The sequence below is a fragment of the Thalassospira sp. HJ genome, from assembly GCF_000948415.1.
GTDB lineage: Bacteria > Pseudomonadota > Alphaproteobacteria > Rhodospirillales > Thalassospiraceae > Thalassospira.
On the sequence record NZ_JYII01000010.1, the window covers coordinates 98,749 to 121,542 of the forward strand.

The following is a 22,794-nucleotide window of genomic DNA, read 5'->3' on the forward strand; positions in this document are numbered from 1 at the left end:
ATGATGAAACGTTATCTGCCTCATCCGCTTCTGACACTTTCGCTTCTGGTCGTCTGGGTCTTTCTGGTGAACGAGATTTCGGCTGGTGCCGTGATCTTTGGCCTTATCCTTGCGATCGTCATTCCGTTGATCACGTCGAGTTTCTGGCCGGGACGTCCGCGCATTCGTAATGTCTATGCGATTTGTGAGTATGTACTTATCGTGATGTGGGACATTCTTGTTGCTAACGTTATCGTTGCCGGCCTGATCCTGTTCCGCAAAACCGAAAGCCTTGAGTCCAAGTGTGTTGTTGTCCCGCTTGATCTGACCTCGACCGAGGCGATCACGACCCTTGCCGGCACCATCACCATGACGCCCGGTACGGTGACGATTGACCTTAGTGCCGATGCCAAAAGTCTTTTGGTTCACTGCCTGCATGCGCCCGATGCGCAGGGCGTGGTGGATGACATCAAGGACCGTTACGAACGCCGTCTGAAGGAGATCTTCGAATGATCGAATATGCACTGAATTTCGGCTTCATCTGCGTCGGACTTGCGCTGTTGATGAACCTGTATCGCCTGACGGCGGGGCCCACCACAGCTGACCGGGTTCTGGCCGTCGACACGATGGCGATCAATGCCATTGCGCTTCTGGTGCTTTTCGGGATCGGGCAGGGAACAGCGATGTATTTTGAAGGTGCACTGCTGTTTGCGATGTTCGGCTTTGTTTCAACTGTTGCCTATTGCAAGTTCGTCTTGCGCGGCGACATCATCGAATAAGGGAGCGATAAGATGCCGTTTGTTGTTGAACTCATCATCTCGCTTCTGATCGTGATCAGCGGGATATTCCTGTTGGTTGGGTCGTTCGGGATGCTCAAGCTGCGTGATCTTCTGACACGTCTGCATGCGCCGACCAAGGCAAGTACTGTCGGGCTTGGCGGGGCGCTGATTGCCTCGATGCTGTTTTTCTGGGTGGAACGCGGAAGCTTCACCATCCATGAATTGCTGATCACGCTGTTCATTTTCCTGACTGCGCCGATCACAGCCAACCTGATTGCCAAGGCCTATATGCTGCTGAATGTGGATCCGAATACGGAACTGCCGCCGAGCAACCAGGACGAAGGCTGGTCGACGTTTGATCCGATCGGGGCCGAGGGATACGATCCCAGCGAGGAGTATCAGGAAAAGGAAACCTGAAAGGGGAACGACCTTTGAGGTCTCACCTTTGAAGTTTTAAACGGCACCGGGAAACCGGTGCCGTTTTTTGTTTGATGGTGGCGTGTTGCCTGCGACAGAAGCGCTTGCTATGACGAAAGGCAGAGAGAGACGGAACAGAGACCACCATGCCGGATTTTGCCATCGAAGATCAGTATCACGGTCGAATTGCCGGGATCGATGAGGTCGGTCGTGGGCCGTTGGCGGGTCCAGTGGTCGCTGCCGCCGTTATCCTGCCCCGGGATGAAAGCCTGCCAGCCGAACTGGTGGCTGAACTCAATGATTCCAAAAAGCTGTCGGCAAAGAAACGTGACCGGCTCTATGAGGTCATTATGAGCTGTGCCGAGGTCGGTATTGGTGCCGCATCGGTGCGCGAGATTGACCAGATCAATATCCTGCAGGCGACATATGTCGCGATGCGCCGTGCTGTGGATCGCCTCAATAGCGTGCCCGATCAGGCACTGGTTGATGGTAACCGTGATCCCGGTTTGCCCTGTGCGGTCGAGACGGTGGTGAAGGGCGATAGCAAATCGCTATCGATTGCCGCGGCCTCCGTTGTTGCCAAGGTGGTGCGTGACCGCGCCATGGCGCGCCTCGCGGTGCGCTATCCATTCTTTGGTTGGGAGGGCAATGCAGGTTATGGCGTTAAAAAACACATAGCCGGATTGGGCGAGGTTGGCCCCACGGCCCATCATCGCAAAAGCTTCAAGCCGATTGCTGATCTGTTTGAGGCGATGATGGCTGGTCGCTGAGCCTAAGCCACGGCCATCTGGTTAACCGGCACGATATGGGCCCGTACAAGATCGGTGCCATCTTCCTCGCGGGTGATGGCGGCAAAGCCATCCTTGTGGCGAATGGCAACCCGTTCATGCACGCGGCATTCGGTGCGGAACTGAATATCAAGGCTTTCGGGATGAAAGTCCGGGCGACCCTTCGGGCCGGCAACCCCCATGACCCACTGCATCAAGCGCACATTATTGACATGCCCATAAAGGTCCAGATCAGACGGGCGCGCTTTGATGTTATCAACCGTCGGCAAAGGATCCTTGGTAAAGGCCGGTCGCAAAGCAGGTTCGATCAATTTGGGGCCGGGCGGATCGGGCAGGCGTTCCTCGATCCAGTCGGGCCATTGGGCTGCCCGGCGGGTGGTGAGGTCAAACATCACCCAGAAACTTTGCGCAACACCGATCACCTCGCCCTTGCTGTTGGTCAGGCGAAAGTCACGCGTTGCGACCCGACGCGAAACACCCGACGGCCAGGTTTCAACCAGAATATCCTCGCCGTTGCCGGGATAGTCGCGCATGTGAATGACCATGCGCGCAAGGACCCATGCGATCCCCTGATCAACCGTGTCGTCATAGGCCAGTTTCAGAATGCGTGCGCCCCAACCCGCGGCATCCTGCATGTAATCTGCGAGTGCCGACATCATGACCCTGCCATTGTCGCCGATCTCGGAATAGCGAACGCGATAGGTTCCTTTCCACCCGCAATTGGCGGGAAGTTCGGCTTTTGAAATGTGGGTCCAGTCAATGGTCATGGTGGGGCCTATATGTGGGGAAGACCGGCAGTGGTGGTTGGTGAGATCAGTATGACGGTTTCTGGCGCATCTTTTTGGTGTCGCCACGCTTCTTTTTGGAATCAACGCGTTTGCGTTTGGCTGACAGGCTGGGCCGGGTTTTTACACGGTATTTCTTGCGCTCGGCGGCCTTGCGCAGAAGGGCCAGAAACCGCTCAATAGCATCCTGCTTGTTGCGTTCCTGGGTGCGGTGGCGCTGGGCGTCAAAGATGATTTCACCGTCATTGGTCAGCTTGCTACCGGCTAGTTCACGCAGGCGATTACGCACGCGCAGCGGCAATTCGGTCAGGTCATCAATGCGCACACGCATCTGAACGGCACTGGATACCTTGTTCACGTTCTGCCCGCCCGGGCCAGAGGCACGGACAAACTGAAAGGTCAGATGGCGTTCATCGAGATAGAGGCCATTTTCAATTTCAAGCATGGCAAACCGAACGGATTTTTGATGCGTTTCAAGGTGATAAATTAACTGAGTGCAATGGTCGGCTATTGATTGAATTTACGTATTTCTATGCCTACATTACGCAGAGCCTATTGCAATAGGCTCTCATCTAACCTGTCAGGGCTGAGACTGACTGTAAACAGGAAATCAATGCTGCGCGTCTCGCATATCTATCTGGCCCTTGGGTGGCTTTCTGTTGGTCTTGGTGTGATTGGCATTTTCCTGCCGCTTTTGCCGACGACACCGTTCATGCTGTTGGCGGCATGGCTGTTTGCCAAGGGATCGCCGCGCCTGCATGACTGGATATGCAATCACCCGCGTTTCGGAACCTCGATCCGTCAGTGGAATGAATATGGCGTGATCAACCGCCGGGCCAAGGCGCTTGCGATGGTGGCGTTTCTGGTGGTGATTACAGCATCTCTGGTGCTGATCGAGAACCGTTGGGTGGTGATGATCCAGCTTCTGGTCGCGATCCCGGTCAGCTGTTTTATTCTGTCACGGCCATCAGAGGCCCGGTTGGCGAAGGTGCAAAATCCGACTAACCCGGGGGCCTAGCCCGCCTTCTTGCGGGACAGTTCTTCCTGGCAGGTCTCTTCGAGCTTATCGAGTTCATCAAGCGTTGCATCAATGTCTTCGCGCTGCTTGCGCAGGGTGTCACGCCGTTGATTGACCTTGTCGACCAGTGTGGTCAGCTGGGTGATCTCGCTGCGGTCCCCGTCATAAAGATCGAGAAGATCGCGGATTTCCTTGAGTGAAAATCCAAGCCGCTTGCCGCGCATGATTAGGCGCAGGCGCACACGGTCACGCTGGCTATAAATGCGGGTCTGACCTTGCCGTTCGGGCGAAATCAGTTCCTGATCCTCGTAAAACCGGATGGTTCGGGTGGTAACTTCAAATTCGCGGGCAAGGTCGGTGATGGTATAGCTGTCGTTCATGGTGGCTCGATCATCTTTACGCTTACGTAAACTGCAGGCTACATGCTTTCGCCAGTCGCGACAATCGACAATTCTTTTGGCAGCTCAACACAGAAGGTACTGCCTTCGCCGGGTTTGCTGGTGACATCAATGCTTCCGCCATGGCGATCGACGATCTTTTTACAGATAGCAAGGCCGATACCCGTACCGGCATAATCGCCATATCCATGCAGACGTTTGAAAATCTCGAAGATCGTTTCGTGATATTGCGGGTCGATGCCAATCCCGTTATCGGCAACGAAAATCCGGTAACTGTCCGGCGTTTCCGAGGCAAAGATACGCACCTGCCCATTCTTGGGATCGCTGTATTTAAGGCCGTTCGACACAAGGTTCTGGAACAACAGTAACAGCTGGCTGGCGTCGCCCATCACGGTCGGCAAGACGCCATCGCGGATGATGTTGCCTTCCGGGGCCGATCCGGCACGTCGGAAGTTGGTGACGATGGCATCAAACAGGCTATCAAGCGGTACCGGATTGAACGGTTTGCCGTGGCGGCCAACGCGCGACAGGGTCAGAAGGTCATCGATCATGCGCTGCATGCGCTGGGTGCCATCAACCGCATAATGGATGAACTCGTCAGCGGTTTCGTCCAACTGCCCCTGATAGCGCCGTGCAAGCAGCTGGGTATAGCTTGAAACCATGCGCAGCGGTTCCTGCAAGTCATGCGAGGCGGCGTAGGCGAACTGTTCGAGCTCCGCGTTGGAGCGCTCCAGTTCCTGCATCGTGCGCTGGATTTCGCGTTCGTGGCGCTTGCGTTGGGAAATATCGCGCAGTGTGATGATGTAGTGATAGCGCTGATCCGCGGAAAAGTGGCTGATCGCGACTTCAAGCGGCACATTGCGACCGCTAAGGGTTGATGCCAGCACCTCGATCACGCCGGTGCCAAGATCGGTCAGAAGCCGGTTGGGTGGTGGCGGGGTCAGCGGCGTATGTTCGCTATCGGGCAGCAGGAAACGAATGATATTGCGCAGTTCCGGATCGCCGGTAGGTCCACAGAGTTCCTGCGCGCGCGCATTCAATGGTTCGATGCTACCATCATCTGATGCGACAAGAATGGCATCAATGGTGTTTTGCAGGATGGCGCGGGTGCGGCCTTCGCTGCGTTTGGATTGGGTGACAAGATCGGCTAGCTCTGCCGCCTGTTGGCGCAGTAACCGGTCGCGCTGCACGGCAAGCGTTACATCGCGAATGATCAATGAGCAGAGCGTGCCATTGCGTTTGGTCTTGATCGGGTGGACGCGGATCGATTGCTCCATACGATCAAAACTGGCGGCAAACTGCGGCAGGGGGCGCAGCGGCAGGGCGCCCTGATTAAGAGACGGCGAGATGACCGCAGGCATCCCGAATTTCAGGCAATCTTCAATCGCCAGACTGACACGGCCAAGCTTTGTGTCGGGGAATACATCATGCAGTGATTTGCCAAGAACCTGTTCGGGATCCTTGCCAGACCGGCTTTGCATCCACTGGTTCCAGTGACAAATCGTGCCGTCCGGGGCAAGCGCAATCAATCCCGTGTCTGCCGTATCAAGCAGGGCTGCGAAAAGATCGGCAGCATCGCTATCACGGTTCAGATCAAAGGATTGCGGTTGTTTTGCGCTATCGGATTGCGACTTTGTCATTCACCTCACCGGTTATCCAAGGGAGTTGGCCAGAAAACGACGAACCAGTTCACGCAACATCTGGATGGATTCAAGATCCATAACAAACAGGACATAGCCATCAATATCGTTCTGACGCAGCATGAATTGTACATGCAAAATCATCAGAACGGGATGGGCGCCTGCATTGCCTTGTGTCGCGTCTTCGTCGAGCAGGGCACGGGTTTCACGTTTGCGAAACGTCGGCATGGAGCAATTGATCGGCTCGCCCAGCACATTTGAAATACTGCCAAGGCAGGCATTGAGGATGATGTTGCCAACCTCCATCAATGCTTCCTGTTCAAGGTCGGTCAGCGAATCAAGTGGTACATCGACCTTAAGCAGGCTTCGGACAAGCTCCAGACTGCGCACCTCGGGAAAGACCAGCATGGCCTCCCCGGTGAACGGACCGTGGAAACTTTGGCTGACAGCAGAAACAACCTCGGTCGGGGCGTTGGCAAGTTCGCTGTCGGCAAAACGTTCTACAAACGAGATGGCCGGTACCGTCAGTTCGACCGGCTGTTCAACCATTTCCGAAAGCGATGACGCCGCACGTCCGACACCAATATTGATCAGTTCACTGATTGTATCATGTTCAAGTTCGGTGAGTTCGATCATTGGGCAGCTTCCCGCGACATGATGTAGTCGCGAATTTTCTCTTCGGTCGGGGGTTTCGGAATGAAATCAAGTCCAAGGCTTTCGGCCTTGTTCTGGATTTCCTGTTGAATATTGGCAGTCAGCAGCGCGATTACAGCCCCGGGGAAGCGTTCGCGTAATTTCCCGCCGAGCTCAAGGCCATCCATGCCGGGCATGTTGAAATCAACCAGCATGTAGTCATAGGTCTTGGTATCGACCATCTCAAGCGCCTTGGCGGCGTCTTCGGCCTCGTCGATTTCCCAATCTGTGAAATTGCTGGAAATGAAAGTCTTTACCAGCAGACGGGCAAACTTGCTGTCATCAACGAGCAAAACGGATTTGTTGTTTGGCATCTTCTTCTCGATTGTGCAGGGCTATGCCAAACCCGTTGTCAGGGCAACGGGCGTGGCGGGGCTAGAGTTCATTTTCAATCTCGACAGTCGGTCGTTGAATGAAGGCGACAATTTCTTCGGGCGGCAGTGGTGTTGCAAACAGGAAGCCCTGGACCTCGTCACAGTTACATTCGCGCAGGAACTGCATCTGTTCATTGGTTTCGACGCCTTCGGCAACGACCTTGAGGCCAAGGTTGTGGCCCATGGCGATGATAGTGCGTGTGATGGCCGCGTCGTCGGTATCAATCGTGACATCGCGCACAAAGGAACGATCAATCTTGATGCTGTTGATCGGTAGGCGCTTAAGATAGGCCAGCGACGAATAGCCGGTGCCAAAATCATCAACCGCGATCTTAAGGCCCAGATGACGGAGCTCATCGAGAATGGTCGCGGACTTCTTGATGTCTTGCATCATCGCCGTTTCGGTGACTTCAAGCACAATACGCGCGGCCGGTGTGCCGGTTTCCGTCAGGATACGCGAAACGGTTTCGGTAATATGGCCTTCGATCAATTGTCTGGGGGACAGGTTGACCGCAATCGGCATGGCGGGAAGCGATTGCGCGTCCCAGTCGGAAATCTGGCGGCAGACTTCGCGGAGTACCCATTCACCGATCCTGCCGATCAGGCCAGTTTCCTCGGCCACCGGAATGAACTGCATCGGGGAAATATATCCCCGACCGGGCTGATTCCAGCGGATCAGGGCTTCAAGGCCACAGACCTGATTGGTGCGAAGATCAACCTTGGGCTGGTAATGCAGTTCAAACTGATCCTTTACCAATGCCTCGCGCAGGTCGTTTTCGATCACAAGCCGCGCCATCGCGCTTTCATTCATGGTCTTGGTAAAGAAGTGATAGGTGCCGCCGCCACTTGATTTTGCACTGTACATCGCTGTGTCGGCATTGCGCATCAGAGCCGGGAAATCTTCACCGTCCGATGGATAAAGCGCGATGCCGATGGATGGAGTGACAAACAGAACGCGCCCCTTGATGTCAAAGGCTGGTGACAGGGCTTCAAGGACCGCTTGCGACAGGATTACGGCTTCCTGTGTTTCCTTGAGATCGGGGATAATGATCAGGAATTCGTCACCGCCCAGTCGCCCGACAATCTCCTGTCGCCCGATGACACGTTGCAGCCGGAGTGCCACGGCCTTGAGCAACAGGTCACCGACATTGTGGCCAAGGCTGTCATTGATCACCTTGAACCGGTCAAGGTCGATAAACAGGATCGCGGTGGCGCCACTGCGTCCCTTTGTCTCGTCCTTATGGGCCAGTAAGGCATCCGACAGGCTGCGCTCCAACATGCTGCGGTTGGGCAGGTTGGTCAGCGTGTCGTGGTTGGCCATATAGACCAGTTGTTCTTCATACCGTTTGCGAACTGTGATGTCGTTAAGCACAGCCGTCATTAGCGGTGTTGCGCTGTCGGGGATCAGGCGCAGGGCAATCGACACATCGATTTCCCTCTGATCGGCGCGCACGATGGGCAGGGTAAAGCGCTTCTCGGCAGTCTGCGTGCCGGCGGGTTGGTTCGCGAGTTCTTCAAGGCTGTGTTCAAGAAGCGGCACGGCACGCGGCAGGAGGAATTCATGCAATGTCCGGCCTTTGGGCGTTTCATCGCGCATCAGACCTAGGATTTCCTTGGTCGCCGCGTTGCATTCGATAATCCGGCCGATCGGCGTGATGGTCAGGATGCCGTCAGCCGCATTTTCCATGATCGCGCTCAGCCGGCTTTCGCGTTCGCGAACTTTTTGTTGGCTTTCAAGCAAGCGGTCGAGTGTTGATGTCACCCGTTCCATCAATCCACGCGTGGTGTGCAGGATCAGGCCCAGTTCGTTGCGCGCATGATGGGGCGGGATGTCAATCGCCGTAGAGTCGGGCTTTTCTGGATCGATCTTGCGCAATTGGCTGGCAATGCCCAGAAGCGGCTTGGTCAGTGTGGTATAGAAAAACGCCACCAGAACCAGCCCCAGCAAAAGGTTGCGCAGGATGCCGGACAATAAAATGCGTGATGCGCGGTTCAGAAAGCCATCCGCAATCAGGTCGGTATCGATCTTCACACTCAGATGACCGACCAATCCGTTTGGTCCGTCTGTGGTGAGGGCGATTTCATATTCCTGGTTCTCCCCGAACATGATCTGGGTCAGGAATGTGCGGTTTGAGCTGATGGGTTGTTCGGCTTTGCTTGCCAGAACATTGTTGAAATTGTCGCGAAGCTCGGCCTCGTAGACTGGTTCATATTCGAACAATCCGGACACGACACGGGCGGCCAGGGTTTCATCAAGACCGTATGCTGCCTGGGTGGCAGATTCGCGCAAAGTTGTCAGAACCTGGTTCACGGTGCGGTCAATCAGGTTCTGTTCTTCGCGCAGATCCCAGACAATCTGAATGCCGCTAAACATCAGGCCAATCAGCAAAGTGAGCCCGACCGCAATCCTTGCCTGTTTGACAGACAAGCGATCCCGCCATCTAAGCCGTTGTTGATCAAGGCCTTTTTCTGGCAATTCGATCCCCGCAGATTCTTGTGTTCTATCCCTTGCGCAGCAGATTATGGGTTTGTTGGTTCAAAAGCAATTCTCAGCGGGATTTAGGAACTGGAAAAGCGGCAAGAAATCTGTATGGTCTGCGCTGCATTGCAGCGGGATCGGGCCGATCCGTTTTTGACTTCGTGTATCGCAGCCGTGTCATGCAGATAGAATACTACGCAAAAAATTAGGGTTTTATTGGAGTTGCACACAACTGCTGTGCGTGATAACCCAATTCCCGAGAGAGAATGGCCGAAAGCGGGTGCAGCCGCAATCTGGCCCGCAACCTGTACGGAGTTACACCATGACCTATGTGGTGACGGAAAACTGCATCAAGTGTAAGTATCAGGACTGCGTCGAGGTTTGCCCCGTCGATTGCTTCTATGAAGGTGAAAACTTCCTGGTGATTCACCCTGACGAATGCATTGATTGCGGTGTTTGCGAACCGGAATGCCCCGCCGAAGCGATTATTCCCGATACCGAGCCGAATCTGGACAACTGGTTGGAAATCAACCGGAAATTTGCAGAAGTCTGGCCAAATATTACCCGCAAGGGCGATGCGCCGGCCGATGCGGACGAATGGAACGGTAAATCGGGCAAGACCGAAATGCTGTCCGAAGCCCCGGGTGCGGGCGACTGATTTTTCGGACTAACCCCCGGATATTCCATGCGATTTTCAACCCACTGGCCTTTGCCAGTGGGTTTTGCGCATGGCTGCCTTGAACAGCTTGTAGGGAAAATCCCTGTAAACTGATGACGTGTTGTGTTATTGTTCACAATTCGCGCTAAGGGCTCGACAGGCTCATTCCGAAATGTCGGATTTCCGTATTTGAAATTCCTGTCTGAACCGCGACTTTGCCAAAAAGCTTGGTCGCGTGCAGCTCTTTGCGTCGCTGGTTCTGTAGTGTTGCAGTTGAATGACCAGGCCTGATTGGGCCGGAAGGATGCTTGATGTCGGATAAGTTGCCGTTTGCTGTTGGCGATTACGTTGTTTACCCCGCGCATGGCGTTGGCTGTGTTGATGGCCTGGAAACCCAGGAAATCGCGGGGCAGGAATTGCGCCTTTATGTAATTACCTTTGACTCCAGCCGCATGACCTTGCGCGTGCCGGTGAACAAGGTGGGCAACTCTGGTCTGCGCAAGCTGTCCTCGAAAAAGCAGATGGATTCTGCGCTCGTAACCCTTAAGGGCCGTGCACGCGTCAAGCGCACCATGTGGTCGCGCCGTGCGCAGGAATACGAAGCAAAGATCAATTCCGGCGATCCGGTATCGATTGCGGAAGTCGTTCGCGACCTTCACCGTAGTGCGACCCAGCCGGAACAGTCGTTCTCTGAACGTCAGATTTACGAAGCTGCGTTTGAGCGCCTTGTAGACGAGCTTGCCGCGATTGAAAAAATCGACAAGGACAAGGCGTCTGGCAAGCTTGAAAAGCTTTTGCATAAGGCCGCCTGATTGCGAAGGCGCCTTTAGACACCTATTTATAAAAACCGGCCCGCAAGGTACTCTTGGGCCGGTTTTATTTTTGTTTTTTGGCAGGTTACAGCGATGAGTACAGTTCTGGCGCCAATCAAGCCGGCTGAGCGAATCTGGGTCGTCGGCGCAATCAATGGCGACCGAGACGCACTGCGTTCTGTTCATCAGAAACTTGCGCAGCGCATCAAACCGGGCGACAGGCTTGTCTATCTTGGCAATTATTGGGGTGAAGGCACCGCTGAAAACGTGGTTGCGGCCGTCAACGAGTTGCTGCTGTTCCGTCGTTTCTTCATTGCCATGGACGGTGTTGATATCACCGATATCGCCTTCCTGCGTGGGGCGGCTGAAGAAATGCTGTCGAAGTTACAGCAAATCCAGTTTGCCCCGAACCCCGGTGAAGTCTTTGACTGGATGCTGACACGTGGCATCGCCGGAACGGTCCGTGCCTACGGCTTTGATCCGGCCAATGTACAAAGAACCATGCATCAGGGCGCACATGCGATTTCACAATGGACATCGACATTTGGCGATGCCGTGCGACGCCATAGCGGCCATAACGCATTGCTGTCTGACCTGAAACACGCGGCCTATTCAACAGACGGGCGCTTGATCTTTGTCCACACGGGACTGGATGGCTCGCGGCCGCTAACCGGCCAGACCGATACATTCTGGTGGGGCGGGTCGATGTTTGAGGCCATCACCGAACGCTACTACGATTGCGCGCGCATTGTGCGCGGTGCGTCACAGGGACAGGTCGGTCTGCAGGAGCGCGAATTTACCCTGTCGCTTGATGGCGGGGCTGGCCGTGGTGGCCAATTGATTGCGGTGGCCCTTGATGGACAAGGAGCCATCATCGAGCAGATCACCGGCGACTGACTTGGTGTTGGCCAGCTTTGATCTGGCCCGGTGAAGTCCCAAAAGAAAAGGCAGCATTTTCATGCTGCCTTTTGTTGTATCGGGAGATTGTCAGGTGATGACCTTAGTGACGTACCACCTTGACCAGCGATCCGACGGCAGGGGGCTGGCCACTGCCAAGACCATTGATCGTGGCAAAGACGTCTGCCGGTGCCTTGTCGACTTCCATGTCATCAATGAATGTCTGGAGGCTGTATTCCGGGTTCACCGCGCGCACCTTGATGCGAAGCGGGGTATAAATCTGCTTTTCACGGTCGGTCAGCGGGCGGAAGCTATAGGTCGTGCGACGCAGCGGCAGGTTATAGCTATCGGCCTGATCAAGCGGTGTGACAAACAGGAACTGATAAGCCGAACTGCCATGGCGGATCACAACCACGCGCAGGCGCGCCGGACCGGATCGTAGTGAAATATCGGCAGTGCCGGTCGCTGCTTCCTGACCTTCGATATCGAGCATCTCGATATTGCGAATGGCGATCTGTTTGGAAAAGCCGTTCTGCAGATAGTGATCAAGGCGAACGTCCTTGGCACCCGGTGCGCCTTCAAAAATGATCTGCGTCCCTTTGCCATCCTGGGCGATCACCGCGGTTGGCTGGTTGGTCATGTTAAAGCCGTCGGGTACTTCAAAACGGAAATCGAGCGGCACATGGACAAACTCCTGCCCGCGGACATAGCCCTGATCCGGACCGTCGCCATAAAGAATACCATCAATTGCCGTCATATAGCGCACAGTACCACGTTCCGGATTGGCAACCGCAGTTACATTGGCACTTTGATGGGCCTGTTCGATACGATCGAGCGTGCGCGGGTGGGTCGCCATGAAATCATACTGGTCGACATCATCCGGGGATCGCCCGGCCAGTTTGGCCTGCAGTCGCGAATGGGCGCGCAGCTTCTCAAGGAAGGTCGCCATGGCGTCCGGATCATACCCGGCGCGCGTGATATAGCGAATGCCAAGCATGTCGGCTTCGAATTCATGCTCGCGCGAGAAGGATTTGAGATAGGCGTTCGCCCCGGTTCCGATCAGATCGCCCGCACCATTGCCGATGGCAACAGCAAGGCCGCCCGCCAAAATTTGCGTCAGGACGCCACGGCTATAGCGCTGGGCAGAGTGACGGGCAACGACGTGGCCAATCTCATGCGCCAGGACGCCGGCCAGCTCTGCCTCGTTGGTGGCAAGGGCCGCCAGGCCACGGGTGATATAGACATAGCCGCCGGGCAAGGCAAAGGCGTTGACGACCGGGGAGTCTAGGACTGTGAAGGTGAATTTCTCGTTCGGGGTTTCCGAGACCGCGACAAGCTTTTCACCGACTTCGGTCACATAGGTCTGCAGGTCCTGTTCGGTGTATTGACCACCGAATTCCTTGACCATTTTCGGATGTTCCTGCGAACCGATCTGTTTTTCCTGCTCGGGCGACATGAAGGCTGTAAAGCTGTCCTCACCGGTAGCCCGGTTGGTCGAACAGCCGGCAACAGCTGTGCTGAGCGCAATCGCTGTAAGCACACCGGCAAGATGTTTATGTGATCGGAAATTCAGCCAGCCCATTGATATCTTTCCTCGTGTCCTTTGGCCGCGTAAGCTGCCCGGTATTGTTCCAGCAAAACCCACCGGGAATTGGTAGCGCGTGTTTTCGGATCATTCAATCTTTTCGCAAGACCCGATAAAGCATCAAAAATGGGGAGATTTTTGGGCTGGAGCGACATTGATGCGCCAGAAAGGTGCGGTGATGCTGTTTGGTGCCGCCCTTTGCGCCGTAAATTTGCCCGCAATGGCCGCCGATTGGAGGTGTGGAACAGACATCATCGCAACCGCTGACACGCAAACGGACTTGGCAAGCCGCCCGACACCGGTTTGGCGTGATGTGCAGCTCAACATTGATGCGGTTGATGCGTTTTCGGTATCTGATCTTCCGGGTAAATCATTTCGGCTTGCGGATCTAGGGTTTGTGCCGGGTGTTGAGGATGCGGCAAGGGCGTGGTTGGAGCGGGCGCGTGCAAACAAGGTGTCAATTATGCCGCTTTCCGAGCAAGCCGATTTCCTAGGCCGAACACCAGTTCTTATTAACGATCCCGTTGTGGGCGACTGGCGCGAAGTACTTCTGGCTGCCGGTCTGGCAATGCTTGTTCCTGAAACCGGGCAGGACATATCGCACCTGATCGGGATTGAGGACACGGCAATCCAGAGCAAGTCTGGCATGTGGTCCGATCAAGGTGCGGAAACAGCCTATTACGTTGTTGCTGATGACGCGGCGGATGGAGATTCGCCGACGGCCAGCAATGCAATTGGCCGCTTCGCTGTGATTGATGGCACGATCAGAAGCATCGAGCATCAGGAATGGCGCAGCTACCTTAATTTCGGATCGAATTGGCGTGAGGATTTCACCATCGCGCTGGATGCGACCCTGCGGGATAGCTTTGCGCAAGGCGGTGATTTTCAGGGCGTTCTCGATACTTGGGTCGGGCAAAAAGTTCGGGTGCGAGGCGTGATTGAAAATCGCGGTGGGCCATACATCACGCTCGATAACCCGTTCTGGTTATGCCTTTCCCTTGGTGAAGGGGTGCAATAGGACTTGTTCTCAGGCCATTGTTCGTGAGACTTGTTGTCCGCGCCACCACCGGCCAAACAGATATATTGGCAACTAAACAAAGAGGTCCTTCGCGTGCTCTATCCCGAAATTTCGCCCCATCAGTCGGGTTGGCTATCTCGTGAAGATGGTCATGAGATTTACTGGGAAGAAGTCGGTAATCCTGACGGGTTGCCAGTGATCTTCCTGCATGGCGGCCCGGGTGCGGGCATTTCCCCCAACAGCCGTCGTTTCTTCGATCCCGAAAAGTATCGCGTAATCCTGCTTGATCAGCGCGGGGCGGGGAAATCACGACCGTTCGGCAGCCTTGAAAACAACACCACCGATCATTTGATCGGCGATATCGAAGCCCTGCGCGAAGCGCGCGGGATTGAACGCTGGCTGGTGTTTGGCGGGTCTTGGGGATCGACACTTGCGCTGGCTTATGGGCAGGCTTGCCCGGAACGGGTTACGGGCTTTGTCCTGCGTGGTATTTTTCTTGGCACGACGTCAGAAATCCAATGGTTCATGGAAGGCATGGGGCGTTTCTTCCCCGAGGCAGTGCGCCGCTTCCTTGATACTGCCGGCTTTACGGACAATCCGGGCTATCAGAAACTGCTCGATCGCTATGCCGAGATTTTCGCAGGCAAGGACGGCGAGGATGCCGCGATTGACGCCGCGCGGGTTTGGTCAGCCTATGAAGCAACATGCTGCACGCTCCTGCCCGATGACGGGCTGGTCGAACAGTTTGAAGGTGATCAGATCGCATTGGCGTTGGCCAAGCTTGAACATCATTACTTTGTGCATCGCTGCTTCCTTGAAGAAGACCAGCTGATCAAAAACGTCGGTCGCATTTCGCATGCGCCGGTCGTTATTGTTCAGGGGCGTTATGACGTCGTGTGTCCGCCGGTTTCGGCCCTTACGCTTCATAATGCGTGGGAAGAGTCGGAGCTGGTGATTGTCGATGATGCCGGACATGCTGCCAGTGAGCCAGGCATCATCCGCGAACTGGTGCGGGCAACAAACCGGTTTGATGGCAAAAAGTTCGTGTAAAATTAACAGACAATCAGCATTGTGTTGTTGAGTTTGAAAACCTATCGGCTAGTATAGCGCACCGATTGATCTAGTGGGGACTTGGTTAATGAAGTTGGTTTTGGGGAAGCTGCTCGCAGTTTGCGTTCTGTTCGCTTTTGGAAGCACGGCGCATGCGCAGCAAATTCTTGGAAATGATAACGATTCCGGACTGCTTGAATTTTCGACCGGTATGGTCGACATCACTCAGGATGAAGAAGCAGCCGAGTTTCGTCTGAACTACCGCGCTCAGCACGCGATGTTTGACGTCACCCGCCCGATCGGCGGTGTGATGGTGACCTCCGAAGGTGCGGTTCACGGCTATGGCGGTCTTGCAGTTGACGTTCTGTGGGGCGATCACTTCGTTTCCAGCGTCTATACCTCGGTTGGTGCATACCATCAGGGCAATGGCGAAGACCTTGGTCACTGGATCGAATTCCGTTCCGGTCTCGAGCTTGGCTTCCGCTTTGACAGCCACGAACGCCTCAGCCTTGGCATCTCGCACATCTCGAACGCCAGCATCGGCGACGAGAACCCGGGTACGGAAATTCTGTCTCTGACATATTCCTTCCCGATTGAGCGCCTGTTCGACTAAGGCAATCAACATCAAAGATTTCCATCAGCCGAGGGTGATCGCATCCTCGGCTGATTTGCATTTGGGGACAAGTTTGGCCGGGAAAGGTGGCAATATCCGTGCCCTCGCGGATTGATCGCCGCCGGTTTTGCTGCTAATGGAATGCTGCCTTTTGGCAGTGCGCCCGTAGCTCAGCAGGATAGAGCACCAGATTCCTAATCTGGGGGCCACAGGTTCGAATCCTGTCGGGCGCACCATATCTCACCTCCCTTTGCGGTTTTCCAGCTCATTATCACGGTTGTCGGCTTGTTGTGCCGATGTTCCGTCTTGCTTGAAAAACAAGTGCTTCTTTCTCATATCGCTAGAAAGGGGGCTTGCACGCGATGCTGTCTGTCAGCCTCCCCATAGAACCGGTCTGGGAGGATAAAATGACGAACTGGATCAGGCTTCCGAACAGCGAAGGCCAATGTGTGTCGCGCCCGGATGCGCAGGGCGATCAGAAAACCTATCAGCGCGAAGTTGGACGCGCCGGTTTTCAGGGACCAGCAGCGCAAATTTATCATCGCCACCCACCAGCAGGCTGGGCGACGTTTGAAGGTCCGTTGCGACCGCGCGCCTTTTCGCTGGCCAAGCTTTCCGCCGGACCGGCCTGTCCGCTTCAGGCGCGCCGGGTTCTTCATAATGACAGCATGGAAATGCGGTTCTGGAAAACCGAAAGCAAGATGCACGCACTTGCGCGCAATGCCGATGGCGATACCCTGATCTTTGTTCATAACGGGGCCGGTGCCCTGTTTTGCGATTACGGGCATTTATCCTATCGCGACGGGGATTATATCCTGCTGCCGCGCGGCACGTCCTGGCGGATCGAACCATCGGAGATATCCGAATTCATGATGATCGAGGCAACCGCAGATGCCTTCAAGCTGCCCGGCGTATCGCTTGGCGGTGAGGCGGCGGTTAATCCCATGCTGTTTACCTTGCCCCGAATTGATGATGCCTTCATCGCCCAGCAGGATGATGCATTCTGGGAAATCCACATTAAACGCTGCGGGCAGGTATCAACCCTGACCTATCCGTTCAATCCGCTTGATGCGGTTGGCTGGGAAGGGGATCTTTGTGTGGTGAAAGTGAATTGGCGCGACCTTGCCAAGCATCGATCAAGTGGGCAAAGAACGCCGCCGGCAGCGTCCTGCACTTTTGTTACGGAAACCTTTTCCGTCAGCACCTTTATCCCCAAGGTGGGCGAGGGTGCGTCAGGCATCATGCGCGTGCCGTTTTATCATTCCAACGAAGATGCCGATGAGTTCATCTTTTACCATCGTGGCGAATTCTTTAGCCGTGGGGAAATAAAGGCCGGAATGGCAACATTCCACCCCAGTGGTTTCCCGCATGGCCCGCATCCAAGCGCCTATCAGAGCAAAATGGTCAAGGCGCCGGTGGAAACCGATGAAGTGGCGGTCATGATCGATAGTCGAGCGTTTTTGAATGTTGATGAATCGATCCCTGATGGTGCGGAATGGAAGGCCTACGTAAAAACGTGGGAAAAGGCCGAAGAAACACTATAAGCACTTGCTGTCTTTCGGTGAAAAATGGCATTTTGGCGCCGCGAGTTGAGGATGGTATTTTCGGGGAAGGTTGTTAATGTAATTGTCAACTTGTCGGGATAGTTTAAACCGTCCCGAAGAACTCTGGCTAAAATGACAAACTGTTCATTACACAATGCTTTCCAACGCCGGAAATCCTGATATCAAGGGGCATCAGGATGACCGCCAGACATCAGCGCCGTTACCGGTTAACCAAAGCCAAGAATGAATAAACAGAAGATCGTAAAATCCGTCAGTCACAAGTCTCCCGAACCGCATGAGGTGCCGGAAGCCCCATTGGCATGCCTGCCACAAACCTTTGAAACACGCGGTGTCAGGACCCCCTTTACCACCAAGACCCTGCGCTATGCGCGCGTCTCGATCGGTAAGGGCGGACGGAAAATGATCATGTTGCCGGGCCTGTCCGGTGGCCTTGGTACCTATGAGATGCCGCTTGATACCCTGCGTGAAGTGTTTGATCTGTCGGTGCATGACCGCATGCTGTTTGATCGTGTGCTTGAGCTTGAAGAAGTTCGCCCGCAGACAGTTCTTGAACATAGCCGCGACGTCGGCAGCACCGGTGTTGGCGGTGTGGAACTGGCGCGCGTTTGCATCCGCCGGAACTGGAACGAAAAGGCATCGCGCGAACTTGGTCAGATGGCCGTTCTGCATCAGGCCCTGCGCCAGCTTGGCGGTGAAGCCGTCAAGGACATGAAGCAAGAAGAACTGATGACCACCGAAGGTCAGATCCGCGCACGTAAAGCACTGAACCGCTTCGCGTCCGAGCATAAGGTTGCCAATGACACCATCATCGATAGTCTTGGCGAATGGAGCAAGATGATTGCCCCGGTTGGTCTTGATCTTGAAGGATGTCAGGGGCAGCTGCGCGTTTTGGCCAACGGGCTTAAGAAATTTGCCCAGGATATAGAGGAATGGGCGAATTCAGAGCAATCCGATTTCCGCTTTATGGCCGGGCGCATCGTAAGTGCGACCCGTTCAACCAGCGAGCATGCCTTGAAACGCATTGCCGAAGTTGATAGCTGGAACAGTGAACTTGGCAAGGTCCTGACCGATTGGGAACGCGCCAAGCAGGATATTGGCAAGACAGTCGAGTATCTTTGGTGGCTGCTCGATGGTTGGCAGGAGCTGATTGATGTCTGGGAAAAACGATCCCTGACAGATCGCTCCAAGCAGCGCGAAGTCGTCGAGGAAATTGCAAGCTTCGCACCGGTTCTGCCGCTTTCGGAAATTGCCATCTCTGAACAGCAGTTCTGGGCTGATGTGCGTGTGAACCAGATGCTTTGGGCCGGTGAATTGCGTAAACTTGGCAGTGGTGAGATTGACGCCGACATGATGGACCGTCTCGAACGCTTCAGGAGACAGACGGCATGAAGATCGAAGATGCCGGAAAGCTTGGCGTTTCCCAACTTGGGCAGCTGTTTGAATCCCTTAGCAGCAGCGAAATCGCACGCTTTACCCGTGCGATCGAAAGTGATCGTGCCGATCCCAAATTGCCGCTGCCCCATGAAGCCATCCTGCAGATCCTGCGTCCGCGTCTGGCGTCGCTTAAGCCGGAACGCTATCCGACACCGATGCGTCAGTTCTGCGATCCGTTCGAGGATTTGCTGACATCCGGCGAGCCCAACGAAAAAAGCATCCGCATCAGCCGGTCTTCGTTGATGCCGATCTGGAATGTTGTGGTGGAGTCCGGCGGGCCTGAATTCCAGAAGGCCATGCAGGATATCGACAAGGCTGCAGCTACCCGCGACACCGCCAAGCTTGCCATCGCCGAACGTCAGCTTTGGCAGATAGGCGCACGTACGATCGAAGATCAAATCGAAGATTCCCATGGTGGGGTGAAGCAGGAACGCGCGCTTGCGACCCGTTTGGGATCACGCATCCATATGCCGGCCTTTGCCGAGGTTGGTAAAATTCTGCGTGTTGGTGATGAAATTTCCCAGTTGCGTGAACGGTTCCCGTCCGCACCGATCAGGGTTCTTGATCCCAATGATGTGAAATGGCTGCGTGACTTGTTCGTGTCGATTTCCAAGGAAAAACCCGGACTGGAACCGATGTTCCTGCTTGCGGTTCTTGCACGTCTGTTGCGACCGAGCGAGTTGTTCAAGCTGATCCGTGTGCTTTCCAGCAAGTCTGACGACCGCACGATTGAGAAAACCAATCTTGCCGAAACCGGTGATCTGATCATCGATCTGCTGGCCGAAACCGTGACCGAGATCGAGCAGGGTGTTGTTACCGGCAAGGACGAAGCGCACATTCTGTCGCTGGCGCGTTGGTATGCATCCGAATTTGTCCGCATCACGCGCGAATTCAAAATCCGCAAGGATGGCCGCTGGGGCGAGAAGTTGCTTGAAACCCGTCGTCGGGTGTCGCGTGCGCTGGCCGATACGATGTTTGGCGCAACGCCAGAACGCGTAATTGATGCCTTGCCAAAACTCGAAGCCGCACAGGGCCCGGGATCGGGCCGCAGTGGATTGGCGCGTCCGATTTTCTCGCAGGAATTCGATGACGATAAGGTCCTCGCGGCAGAAAGATCGGCAGAGGCAATTGCCGAAACCGCACGTATTGCAGATGTGCTGGCAGCGCAAAGTTCGGCGGCCAAGGCGGTGGTTGAGCTCAAGAAAAAGCTTAATCAGATCGGCCGTGCCGGTGTCGATAGCATGCGCCGACTGACACCCGAAGAGGTGCCCAACGCGCAGCGAAACCTGATGGCAACGGTGCGCTTGCTTGAAATCGTCGATGGTCCGGATGATGCCGATGTGCTGCGCCGCCGGGGGATGAATGCACTGCGTGCGTTGACAGCAGATCAGAAGGCAAGCTGATCAGGCAGGCTTTGCCTGCTTGCCTTGTTCGCGGATCAAATCCGTCACTGTTTCAAGTTGATCAAGCCAGTTCATGAAGGCCCGGATTTTGGGAAGCCGTGCACGGCTTTTCGGGCAGCAGGCGTAATAATGAAACGGGCTGGCTTTTGGTTGTCCGAAGGGTGCAATGATCCGTCCGGTCGCCAATTCATCCTCAATCGCAAAAGTCGGCAGTAGTGCCACGCCAAGTCCGGCGGCGGCAGCCTGCATCGCCATGGTGAAGTGTTCGAACTTCGGGCCGTTTTCCCCGTCGATGTCACTGAGGCCACTGGCCGCAAGCCAATCGGCCCAACCGCGCGGGCGGGTTGCGATATGCAGCAACGGGAAGTTTCGAAGATCCTCTGCCTGTGGAGGGCGTCCCAAATTGGCAACCAGTTGCGGGCTGCAGATCGGTACCATTTCCTCGCCATGTAGGATGTGGGCATCAAGTTCCGACCAGTTTCCTTCGCCAAATAGAACAGCGATATCGATCTGCTCGCGGTCAAAGTCGGGCATGCCGATCCGCGAGATGAAGTTGATGGCGATTTCGGGGTGCTTGCTTCTGAATTCAGGCAATAATGGAATAAGGCAGCGTGAACCAAATGTCGGCGGGGCGGCCACCGTCAAGACACCGCTTTCCGATCCGCCAGACAAAAGCGTAAGCGTCGCGCTTTCAAGCTGATCAAGGGCCGGGCGGATGGATTGCAGATAACTTTCACCTTCCGGGGTCAGCACGAGGCGTTGCTTTTCTCGGGCAAACAGCTTGCAGCCAAGCCAGGTTTCAAGACCCTGAATCTGCCGGCTTACTGCACTTTGCGTGAGGTAAAGTTCCTCGGCCGCACGTGATGCGCTGCCAAACCGGGCGGTCTGTTCGAAGCAACTAAGCGCCTTCAGGCTGGGAATGCGACGGGCCAATCGGGTGTCCTGATCAAGAGGTGTCTGCAAAGATTATGAGTTTTTTGCATAATCTACATCACTTTTATCATTTGCAAGTTCGTCTGCCAATTCCTAGCTTTACCCCATAAGCAAGTAAGCTTTTCAGGGGTAGCGTCATCTCGCCCTTCTATGGCGCTGCCCCTGCTTTCTGTACAAAAATTCATAAAAGGACCAGGTGAATGGCAAGCCGCGCACCGTTTCATTGGGAAGATCCGCTCCTGCTTGAAGAACAGTTGAGCGAAGACGAACGCATGATCCGCGATGCGGCCCGTGCATATTGTCAGGAAAATCTGCAGACCCGCGTTCTTGAAGCCAACCGTCATGAAGTTTTCCATCGTGAAATCATGAGCGAGATGGGTGAACTTGGTCTGCTTGGTCCGACCATCCCCGAGGAATACGGCGGACCGGGCGTTAACCACGTTGCCTATGGTCTGGTCGCACGCGAAGTTGAACGCGTTGATTCCGGTTATCGTTCGGCAATGTCGGTTCAGAGCTCGCTCGTGATGCATCCGATCTATGCCTATGGCAGTGAAGAACAGCGCAAGAAGTATCTTCCGAAACTGGCAACCGGTGAATGGGTTGGCTGCTTTGGCCTGACCGAGCCGGATCACGGTTCCGATCCGGGCGGTATGAAAACCCGTGCCCGTAAAGCCGATGGCGGCTTTAACCTGTCGGGTGCCAAAATGTGGATCACCAACAGCCCGATCGCAGACGTCTTTGTCGTCTGGGCCAAGGATGACGAAGGCGTTATTCGCGGCTTCATTCTTGAAAAAGGCATGAAGGGTCTGAGCGCACCGAAGATCGAAGGCAAGTTTTCCTTGCGTGCGTCGATCACCGGCGAAATCGTCATGGACAATGTCTTTGTACCCGAAGAAAACTTGCTGCCGAACGCCAAGGGCCTTGGCGGTCCGTTCGGTTGCCTGAACAAGGCCCGCTACGGCATTGCATGGGGCGCGATGGGGGCTGCTGAATTCTGCTGGCATGCGGCACGTCAATACACGCTTGATCGCAAACAGTTCGGTCGTCCGCTTGCGGCAAACCAGCTGATCCAGCTGAAACTGGCCAATATGCAGACCGAAATCACCCTTGGCCTGCAGGGCGCGCTTCAGGTCGGTCGTCTGCTTGACGAAGGCAAAGGCGCACCGGAAGCCATTTCGCTGATGAAGCGTAACAACTGTGGTAAGGCGCTTGATATTGCACGCGTTGCCCGCGACATGCATGGCGGTAACGGCATTTCCGATGAATTCCATGTCATCCGTCACGCGATGAACCTTGAAGCGGTCAATACCTATGAAGGTACGCATGATGTTCACGCCCTGATCCTGGGCCGTGCACAGACCGGCCTTCAGGCCTTCTCCGCAGAAGGTTGATCCAGAAATCCTGATCGGGCGGCGGCAGAAATGTTGTCGCCCGATTTGATTCTACCTGCTTTTTCCAAGTCGATATTTCGGGATA

At 55.1% G+C, this 22,794-nt stretch carries 24 protein-coding genes and 1 tRNA gene; 16 read left to right on the forward strand and 9 right to left on the reverse strand.

The window, feature by feature from the left end:
- The 4 genes from UF64_RS05930 (at position 1) to UF64_RS05945 (ending at position 1,945) form a co-directional block, all read left to right on the forward strand.
- On the forward strand, positions 1–492 hold the full coding sequence (locus tag UF64_RS05930; protein WP_044827707.1) for a Na+/H+ antiporter subunit E: 492 nt from the start codon (positions 1–3) through the stop codon (positions 490–492).
- On the forward strand, positions 489–758 hold the full coding sequence (locus UF64_RS05935; RefSeq protein WP_044827708.1) for a K+/H+ antiporter subunit F: 270 nt from the start codon (positions 489–491) through the stop codon (positions 756–758). Before UF64_RS05930 ends, UF64_RS05935 begins: the two co-directional genes overlap by 4 nt.
- A 12-nt stretch (positions 759–770) precedes the next feature.
- The gene (locus tag UF64_RS05940; protein ID WP_044827709.1) at positions 771–1,175 is read left to right on the forward strand and encodes a Na+/H+ antiporter subunit G; all 405 of its coding nucleotides are present in this window, start codon (positions 771–773) and stop codon (positions 1,173–1,175) included.
- Positions 1,176–1,321: 146 nt separating this feature from the next.
- Positions 1,322–1,945: a ribonuclease HII gene (locus UF64_RS05945; RefSeq protein WP_044827710.1), complete on the forward strand. Its 624-nt coding sequence runs from the start codon at positions 1,322–1,324 to the stop codon at positions 1,943–1,945.
- A gap of 2 nt (positions 1,946–1,947) precedes the next feature.
- Here the strand turns inward: UF64_RS05945 and UF64_RS05950 are convergent, their stop codons facing one another.
- Together UF64_RS05950 and arfB are read right to left on the reverse strand one after the other, a co-directional pair.
- Positions 1,948–2,730 (reverse strand): acyl-[acyl-carrier-protein] thioesterase, encoded by a 783-nt coding sequence (locus UF64_RS05950; protein ID WP_044827711.1) that lies wholly within the window; start codon positions 2,728–2,730, stop codon positions 1,948–1,950.
- Between the two features lie 46 nt (positions 2,731–2,776).
- Complete coding sequence (arfB, locus tag UF64_RS05955) at positions 2,777–3,193, reverse strand: alternative ribosome rescue aminoacyl-tRNA hydrolase ArfB (RefSeq protein ID WP_044827712.1); 417 nt, start codon at positions 3,191–3,193, stop codon at positions 2,777–2,779.
- A 168-nt stretch (positions 3,194–3,361) separates the two neighbouring features.
- Between arfB and UF64_RS05960 the strand changes: the two genes are divergently transcribed.
- Positions 3,362–3,766, forward strand: coding sequence for a YbaN family protein (locus UF64_RS05960; protein WP_044827713.1), 405 nt, complete (start codon positions 3,362–3,364; stop codon positions 3,764–3,766).
- On the opposite strand, the gene UF64_RS05965 is transcribed toward UF64_RS05960, so the two are convergent.
- The 5 genes from UF64_RS05965 to UF64_RS05985 form a co-directional block, all read right to left on the reverse strand.
- Positions 3,763–4,146 carry a MerR family DNA-binding transcriptional regulator gene (locus UF64_RS05965; protein WP_044827714.1) on the reverse strand — a complete coding sequence of 128 codons (384 nt, stop codon included), beginning with the start codon at positions 4,144–4,146 and terminating at the stop codon, positions 3,763–3,765. The two genes, UF64_RS05960 and UF64_RS05965, sit on opposite strands and share 4 nt — an antisense overlap.
- A gap of 38 nt (positions 4,147–4,184) precedes the next feature.
- Positions 4,185–5,804 carry an ATP-binding protein gene (locus tag UF64_RS05970; RefSeq protein WP_044827715.1) on the reverse strand — a complete coding sequence of 540 codons (1,620 nt, stop codon included), beginning with the start codon at positions 5,802–5,804 and terminating at the stop codon, positions 4,185–4,187.
- A gap of 12 nt (positions 5,805–5,816) precedes the next feature.
- Complete coding sequence (locus UF64_RS05975; protein ID WP_044827716.1) at positions 5,817–6,440, reverse strand: chemotaxis protein CheC; 624 nt, start codon at positions 6,438–6,440, stop codon at positions 5,817–5,819.
- Positions 6,437–6,811 carry a response regulator transcription factor gene (locus tag UF64_RS05980; RefSeq protein WP_044827717.1) on the reverse strand — a complete coding sequence of 125 codons (375 nt, stop codon included), beginning with the start codon at positions 6,809–6,811 and terminating at the stop codon, positions 6,437–6,439. The genes UF64_RS05975 and UF64_RS05980 overlap by 4 nt, the downstream gene beginning before the upstream one ends.
- Positions 6,812–6,872: 61 nt before the next feature.
- Entirely contained in the window at positions 6,873–9,299 is a 2,427-nt protein-coding gene (locus UF64_RS05985) for a bifunctional diguanylate cyclase/phosphodiesterase (protein WP_044828184.1), read from the reverse strand.
- Between the two features lie 373 nt (positions 9,300–9,672).
- Here UF64_RS05985 and fdxA point away from each other — a divergent pair, with 373 nt between their 5' ends.
- The 3 genes from fdxA (at position 9,673) to UF64_RS06000 (ending at position 11,717) form a co-directional block, all read left to right on the forward strand.
- Positions 9,673–10,008, forward strand: a complete 336-nt coding sequence (gene fdxA / locus UF64_RS05990; RefSeq protein ID WP_044827718.1) for a ferredoxin FdxA — start codon at positions 9,673–9,675, stop codon at positions 10,006–10,008.
- A 311-nt stretch (positions 10,009–10,319) separates the two neighbouring features.
- Entirely contained in the window at positions 10,320–10,820 is a 501-nt protein-coding gene (locus UF64_RS05995) for a CarD family transcriptional regulator (RefSeq protein WP_044827719.1), read from the forward strand.
- A 93-nt stretch (positions 10,821–10,913) separates the two neighbouring features.
- Positions 10,914–11,717: a hypothetical protein gene (locus UF64_RS06000; protein WP_044827720.1), complete on the forward strand. Its 804-nt coding sequence runs from the start codon at positions 10,914–10,916 to the stop codon at positions 11,715–11,717.
- 103 nt (positions 11,718–11,820) lie between these two features.
- Here the strand turns inward: UF64_RS06000 and UF64_RS06005 are convergent, their stop codons facing one another.
- Entirely contained in the window at positions 11,821–13,299 is a 1,479-nt protein-coding gene (locus tag UF64_RS06005; RefSeq protein ID WP_044827721.1) for a M48 family metalloprotease, read from the reverse strand.
- Between the two features lie 160 nt (positions 13,300–13,459).
- Between UF64_RS06005 and UF64_RS06010 the strand changes: the two genes are divergently transcribed.
- The 7 genes from UF64_RS06010 (at position 13,460) to UF64_RS06040 (ending at position 20,385) form a co-directional block, all read left to right on the forward strand.
- Positions 13,460–14,320, forward strand: coding sequence for a hypothetical protein (locus UF64_RS06010; protein WP_044827722.1), 861 nt, complete (start codon positions 13,460–13,462; stop codon positions 14,318–14,320).
- A 93-nt stretch (positions 14,321–14,413) separates the two neighbouring features.
- The gene (gene pip, locus UF64_RS06015; protein WP_044827723.1) at positions 14,414–15,370 is read left to right on the forward strand and encodes a prolyl aminopeptidase; all 957 of its coding nucleotides are present in this window, start codon (positions 14,414–14,416) and stop codon (positions 15,368–15,370) included.
- Between the two features lie 211 nt (positions 15,371–15,581).
- Complete coding sequence (locus UF64_RS06020) at positions 15,582–15,983, forward strand: acyloxyacyl hydrolase (RefSeq protein ID WP_235284977.1); 402 nt, start codon at positions 15,582–15,584, stop codon at positions 15,981–15,983.
- 159 nt (positions 15,984–16,142) lie between these two features.
- A tRNA-Arg gene (locus tag UF64_RS06025) sits at positions 16,143–16,219 on the forward strand.
- A 171-nt stretch (positions 16,220–16,390) separates the two neighbouring features.
- Positions 16,391–17,527 carry a homogentisate 1,2-dioxygenase gene (locus UF64_RS06030; RefSeq protein ID WP_044828185.1) on the forward strand — a complete coding sequence of 379 codons (1,137 nt, stop codon included), beginning with the start codon at positions 16,391–16,393 and terminating at the stop codon, positions 17,525–17,527.
- Between the two features lie 243 nt (positions 17,528–17,770).
- Positions 17,771–18,937 carry a hypothetical protein gene (locus tag UF64_RS06035; RefSeq protein WP_235284978.1) on the forward strand — a complete coding sequence of 389 codons (1,167 nt, stop codon included), beginning with the start codon at positions 17,771–17,773 and terminating at the stop codon, positions 18,935–18,937.
- The gene (locus UF64_RS06040) at positions 18,934–20,385 is read left to right on the forward strand and encodes a hypothetical protein (protein ID WP_044827725.1); all 1,452 of its coding nucleotides are present in this window, start codon (positions 18,934–18,936) and stop codon (positions 20,383–20,385) included. The genes UF64_RS06035 and UF64_RS06040 overlap by 4 nt, the downstream gene beginning before the upstream one ends.
- Here the strand turns inward: UF64_RS06040 and gcvA are convergent, their stop codons facing one another.
- On the reverse strand, positions 20,386–21,318 hold the full coding sequence (gcvA, locus tag UF64_RS06045) for a transcriptional regulator GcvA (RefSeq protein WP_044827726.1): 933 nt from the start codon (positions 21,316–21,318) through the stop codon (positions 20,386–20,388).
- 200 nt (positions 21,319–21,518) lie between these two features.
- On the opposite strand from gcvA, the gene UF64_RS06050 reads away from it, so the two are divergent.
- A complete protein-coding gene (locus UF64_RS06050) occupies positions 21,519–22,709 on the forward strand; it encodes an acyl-CoA dehydrogenase (protein WP_044827727.1) in 1,191 nt (396 codons plus the stop codon).
- Positions 22,710–22,794 lie beyond the last annotated feature (85 nt).

Coding starts and splice junctions, on each gene's coding strand:
- UF64_RS05930 (WP_044827707.1), top strand. CDS start 1: ATGATGAAACGTTATCTGCCTCATCCGCTTCTGACACTTTCGCTTCTG.
- UF64_RS05935 (WP_044827708.1), top strand. CDS start 489: ATGATCGAATATGCACTGAATTTCGGCTTCATCTGCGTCGGACTTGCG.
- UF64_RS05940 (WP_044827709.1), top strand. CDS start 771: ATGCCGTTTGTTGTTGAACTCATCATCTCGCTTCTGATCGTGATCAGC.
- UF64_RS05945 (WP_044827710.1), top strand. CDS start 1,322: ATGCCGGATTTTGCCATCGAAGATCAGTATCACGGTCGAATTGCCGGG.
- UF64_RS05950 (WP_044827711.1), bottom strand. CDS start 2,730: ATGACCATTGACTGGACCCACATTTCAAAAGCCGAACTTCCCGCCAAT.
- arfB (WP_044827712.1), bottom strand. CDS start 3,193: ATGCTTGAAATTGAAAATGGCCTCTATCTCGATGAACGCCATCTGACC.
- UF64_RS05960 (WP_044827713.1), top strand. CDS start 3,362: ATGCTGCGCGTCTCGCATATCTATCTGGCCCTTGGGTGGCTTTCTGTT.
- UF64_RS05965 (WP_044827714.1), bottom strand. CDS start 4,146: ATGAACGACAGCTATACCATCACCGACCTTGCCCGCGAATTTGAAGTT.
- UF64_RS05970 (WP_044827715.1), bottom strand. CDS start 5,804: ATGACAAAGTCGCAATCCGATAGCGCAAAACAACCGCAATCCTTTGAT.
- UF64_RS05975 (WP_044827716.1), bottom strand. CDS start 6,440: ATGATCGAACTCACCGAACTTGAACATGATACAATCAGTGAACTGATC.
- UF64_RS05980 (WP_044827717.1), bottom strand. CDS start 6,811: ATGCCAAACAACAAATCCGTTTTGCTCGTTGATGACAGCAAGTTTGCC.
- fdxA (WP_044827718.1), top strand. CDS start 9,673: ATGACCTATGTGGTGACGGAAAACTGCATCAAGTGTAAGTATCAGGAC.
- UF64_RS05995 (WP_044827719.1), top strand. CDS start 10,320: ATGTCGGATAAGTTGCCGTTTGCTGTTGGCGATTACGTTGTTTACCCC.
- UF64_RS06000 (WP_044827720.1), top strand. CDS start 10,914: ATGAGTACAGTTCTGGCGCCAATCAAGCCGGCTGAGCGAATCTGGGTC.
- UF64_RS06005 (WP_044827721.1), bottom strand. CDS start 13,299: ATGGGCTGGCTGAATTTCCGATCACATAAACATCTTGCCGGTGTGCTT.
- UF64_RS06010 (WP_044827722.1), top strand. CDS start 13,460: ATGCGCCAGAAAGGTGCGGTGATGCTGTTTGGTGCCGCCCTTTGCGCC.
- UF64_RS06020 (WP_235284977.1), top strand. CDS start 15,582: ATGGTCGACATCACTCAGGATGAAGAAGCAGCCGAGTTTCGTCTGAAC.
- UF64_RS06030 (WP_044828185.1), top strand. CDS start 16,391: ATGACGAACTGGATCAGGCTTCCGAACAGCGAAGGCCAATGTGTGTCG.
- UF64_RS06035 (WP_235284978.1), top strand. CDS start 17,771: ATGAATAAACAGAAGATCGTAAAATCCGTCAGTCACAAGTCTCCCGAA.
- UF64_RS06040 (WP_044827725.1), top strand. CDS start 18,934: ATGAAGATCGAAGATGCCGGAAAGCTTGGCGTTTCCCAACTTGGGCAG.
- UF64_RS06050 (WP_044827727.1), top strand. CDS start 21,519: ATGGCAAGCCGCGCACCGTTTCATTGGGAAGATCCGCTCCTGCTTGAA.